We start from the raw sequence: 4,300 nt of genomic DNA, 5'->3' as shown, positions 1-4,300 counted from the left end.
GAGCTGGTGTTGTTACATCTACTGGTTGTGATGGTTTCTTATTAGGTTCTGTTACTGTTCCTGTACCTGGGACATCTTTCTTAGGAAGGTTGTCATTTGGCACTTCACCTGAACCGTTGTCGCCAACTGTTACTGTGATTGTAGTTGGGTTTTCATCTTTATCTTTACTTGGAATTTCTACCTTAGTTCCTGGTAGGTATGGTTTTCCATCTGGTTTCTTAGGCGTTACAACTGCATCACCATTTGGTTTACGTGTGATTTCAATCTTACCTGGTTTTTCAGTTTCAGCGATTTTGGTTGCTACCTTAATTGGGCTTAGTTCTGACTCAACATTAGGCTGTCCTGGCGTTTGAACAGTTGTTTTAGCTGTAATATTCCCTACTGGAATTGTTCCTGTGATTTTCGCTTTTCCATTTGTCACAGTACCTGTACCAATGGCACGTCCTTCCGGAGAATAAAGCGTTACAGTAGAGCCATCTTTTACCCCCTCATGAACATTTACTACAACTTCCGTGTTAGGAACTTCTGCTTTACCAGTCAAATCTGTTTCAATCGTCGGAGCTTTTGGTTTAACAATAATAGTTACTTGCGGATTAGATTCAGCTACTGATTTATCTGGATGGGTTGCTGTGGCTGTGTATTTGAAGACACCTGCTGTATCTTGGACAACTTTTGGCGCTTCTCCTTTCCATCCCCATTCTACTCCAACTCCACGTCCTTTTGGTGCTTCTGTGTATTGGTTAGAATCTACACGTCCATTCCATGTCTTTAGTGAATCTCCAACTGTAACAGTCTCTGTTTTACCTTCTAGTGGGTACTTTTCTGCTTGTTCATGTATTTCAAAAACAAAGTATCCTGTTGTGCTGTTAGTTCCGTCTGTTGAAATTGCACGGGCAGTATACTTCCCTTTCTTAACTTCTAGACCAACTTTTCCTGTTACATTTTGTCCTAATGGCGATTCTTCTGTTGCTGTCCCACTGACTGGTGTAAAGTTAAAACCACTTTGGAGGTTTTCCAATCGGAAGTCCGTCACTTTACCACTGTCATCTACAGTGATGAGACGTGTGTTCACTGCATCACCACGATAGAGTGGAATAACTACATTTTGACCGGCCGCATGAGTGGAACCTAACTCTTGTCGACTGCCATCTTCTTTAAGCCAGTAAATCTTTGGTGGTTGGTTATCTGGTGCTTCTGTTGGAGTAACTGGGTCACTTTTATCAGAAGTTACTGTTCCACCATTATTCACAACTGTCTCAGCTGTAATAGGTTTTCCTGGTAGAGCTCCTGTAACTGTAACTGTTGCAGTTTCTCCATTAGTTGTTCCAGTTCCGATAACTGTATCACCATCGTAAAGGTTAACTGTTGAACCGTTTGGCACTCCGCTTCCAACATTAACCGTAATTTGTTGACCTGTTAGGCCTTTTTTGTTCTCTACACTTGTTGTAATAGTAGGTTTTTTAGGTTTAACGATTAATGTAACTGTTCCATCTGAACCAGAATTGGCATCAGTTGATTTAGAACCGTCCTGATAAGTCGCAATAGAAGTATACTTAAATACTCCGGCTTTCGCTGTACTTGGTGATTCACCTGCCCAAGACCAGTTCATACCTCCAGGGAAAGTTCCACCTTTTTTATGTTTAACATAACCTGAAGATACCGGATTTTTTGGATCTCCCGCATTATCCCCTACTGTTTTTGTAACTGTTAAACCTTGAATTGGGTCCTTTGGTGCGTCTGGCTCTGCTTTTACACTTGTTCCTTGCGAACCTACAATATAAGACTGATTCGTAGTACGTCCAGTTGTATTAGAGGCTGCATATACATTACCATTAGCAGCTTCCGTTTCTGTCACGTTATCCTTCAATTTTACTCTAGCGGTCATATGGATCGCATAATCTAGGTCTTCCTTACCGACTTCCAATCCAAGAGTATAACTGACCCCGCCAGTGTAATTTCCATCTGTTTTTCTTACAATCTTATCTAAATAAGGATCGTTTTGGTTGTTTTTAAACACTTGCCATTTTTGATCAGCACGGCTTACTCCTTGTGGATCGTATGTAGCTCTTCTATCCCCTGGGAAAACTTTAGTTATTTGTGCCCATGGATATGAAATTACAGCTGTCTCCCCAACCTTTTGGAATCCGCTACCTCCATCAGAAAGCTTTCTATTAGGATTTCCATCAACATTTTTATAACGAGTAAACGTTAAATTCTCTACTGTATTAGAACCATCCATGATATTAAACGGAGGTTGGAAATAATAATGCTGACTAAAAGATTTTTCTGCCATGGATACTCCATTATTATTGAAGTAAACATCATAGACCATCCATTTACCTGAACTATTTTGTTCATATTTTGCTTTAATTACTGTCTTTTTTTCTGTAAATTCAGGATCATCATTCCTTGTGTTTGATCCACCGTTAGTTCTTTTATCGACCGATGCAAAGTATCTAACGTTCTTCAACGCCCCAGAAGAGCTAGTTGCTGTATAAGCTCTAAACTGTGTCCCTTCACCCATACTTTGACCATTACGTGGATCATGAGAACCTGAAGTCAAACGATTACGAGCGATCATAACGGAACTTTCGTTACGTTTGATGACACGATTCATATCCTCAACATCACGAAGGCTAACTTCTACACCACCAAATGCAGACTTGGCTACGGCAACTTGAGCGATAGCTTTTTCCAAGATTTCACGTGTCAAGTCATTCTCAGGTGTTTGGGCGATAGTCTGCTCCAAACGATCAATAGATAATTTGAGACTAGCTTTAGCTTTTTCCAGTTGTTCAGCATTGGTATTTTCTGAAGTTTCTTCAGACTTAGCTGAAATTTCTGAAGTTGGCTTCGCTACTTCTGGCTTGATTTCCGAAGTTACTTCCTGTGTGCTTTCGTCATTTTTATCTGCTTTGACTTGAGGAATTTCCACTGCTCGTAGCTGGTCCAAAACATTGGTCAAGCGAGCTACCAAGGCATCCACTTCTTCCTGACTCACTTTTGAATTAGCAAGAGTCTGTTCAGCCTTAACAAGTTCTTCCTTGGCGCGGACTAAAAGATCTGTATTCGCAGTTTCCTTGACGTGAAGCTGATCTTTGAGCTGTGTCACAAGCTGACTTGCAACAGCTGTATCCACTTTTACAGAACTAGTAGGCTCTTCCTTATCCTGCGATGCTTGCGGACTAGTATCTTGAGTTAAAGCCTCTACATGAGGTTGGTCAACAGGTGTTACGCTATCCGCACTAACGACGCGCGCACCTAAAAACATCAGTGCTGCAACAGCAACTGAAGCCGCACCAAAGCTATACTTACGAATAGAAAAGCGTAACACTTTTTCTCGTTTTTGGCGTTCGATACGACTCATGGATGATTTTTTATCCATTCTATGGTCTCCTTTTTTGAATTTGCTCACCTGAAATAAACATAGTTTGTATTTATAGGCAAAGCTATCCAAGTATGATTGTATACTTTTTTGTTGGAATATGCAAATCATTTCTCTCTTAAATCAAACTTTTTTTAGTTTTTATGCATCTAAAATTTTTATATAGTATTTATATTTGATTTATCCTCTAATTTTATTCGGTATCATTGTATTGTTTTGATAATTTTTGTTCTTCAACCTATTAAAAATGACTTATTTTTAAAATATCACACAAACGATTGAAATTATTATCGGTACTTCATTTTATTATTTTTGTATTCTTTTGTCTTTAAAGTTTGTTTAATTTACAAATGATTCGAAATAAATGGTATATAAGTTATTTACATATTCTCCTGCTAAATAAAACTCGATATTTCCCTCTCTGTAGAATAAATCTATTGTTGCTTATCGTATTAGTTGTTTCATAGTATTTGTAGATTGCAATACATTTCTCGGGGATAACGAATAGTAAGTGCTCAATATCACCCAAATAAAAGCGCTGAGTCGGTCAATTAAGCTTTAAAACTCATCTTATTACAGCATCAAATTCTTTCCATCACGGCAGACAATGGAGCCAAATTCAAACGCTTGGCTGATGTGTTTTCTAAGGAACATATCTACTATGCACACCCCTATGCCTCTTGAGAAAGAGGAACTAATGAGAGTCACAACAGCTTCATTCGTTGATGGTTACCTAAGGGAACTAAGAAAACAACTCCCAAAGAAGTCGCATTCATCGAAAATTGGATTAATATAGTTATTTAGTTTTAAAAAAGCACTCTAATGATTCAAAGATATTGGGGACTTCCCTTAATAAATCTGTCACTTTCTTTTTCAAGATAGCCCAAGCCTGCTCAATAGGATTCAAATCTGGTG

1 protein-coding gene and 1 pseudogene are annotated in these 4,300 nt (G+C 38.7%); one reads left to right on the top strand and one right to left on the bottom strand.

The annotated features are described in order from the left end of the window. Positions 1 to 3,385: YSIRK-type signal peptide-containing protein (locus QM469_RS10445; protein WP_414320624.1), on the bottom strand; the 3,385-nt coding region annotated here is incomplete at its 3' end. A 525-nt stretch (positions 3,386 to 3,910) separates the two neighbouring features. On the opposite strand from QM469_RS10445, the pseudogene QM469_RS10440 reads away from it, so the two are divergent. After that, positions 3,911 to 4,189 (top strand): annotated as a pseudogene (locus QM469_RS10440) (IS30 family transposase); the annotation flags it as partial. Between the last annotated feature and the right edge of the window lie 111 nt (positions 4,190 to 4,300).

Origin of the sequence: Streptococcus infantis (assembly GCF_047464215.1) — a bacterium.
GTDB lineage: Bacteria > Bacillota > Bacilli > Lactobacillales > Streptococcaceae > Streptococcus > Streptococcus infantis_P.
The sequence above is the reverse complement of the archived record's forward strand: the minus strand, read 5'-3'. Positions and strand labels throughout refer to the sequence as shown.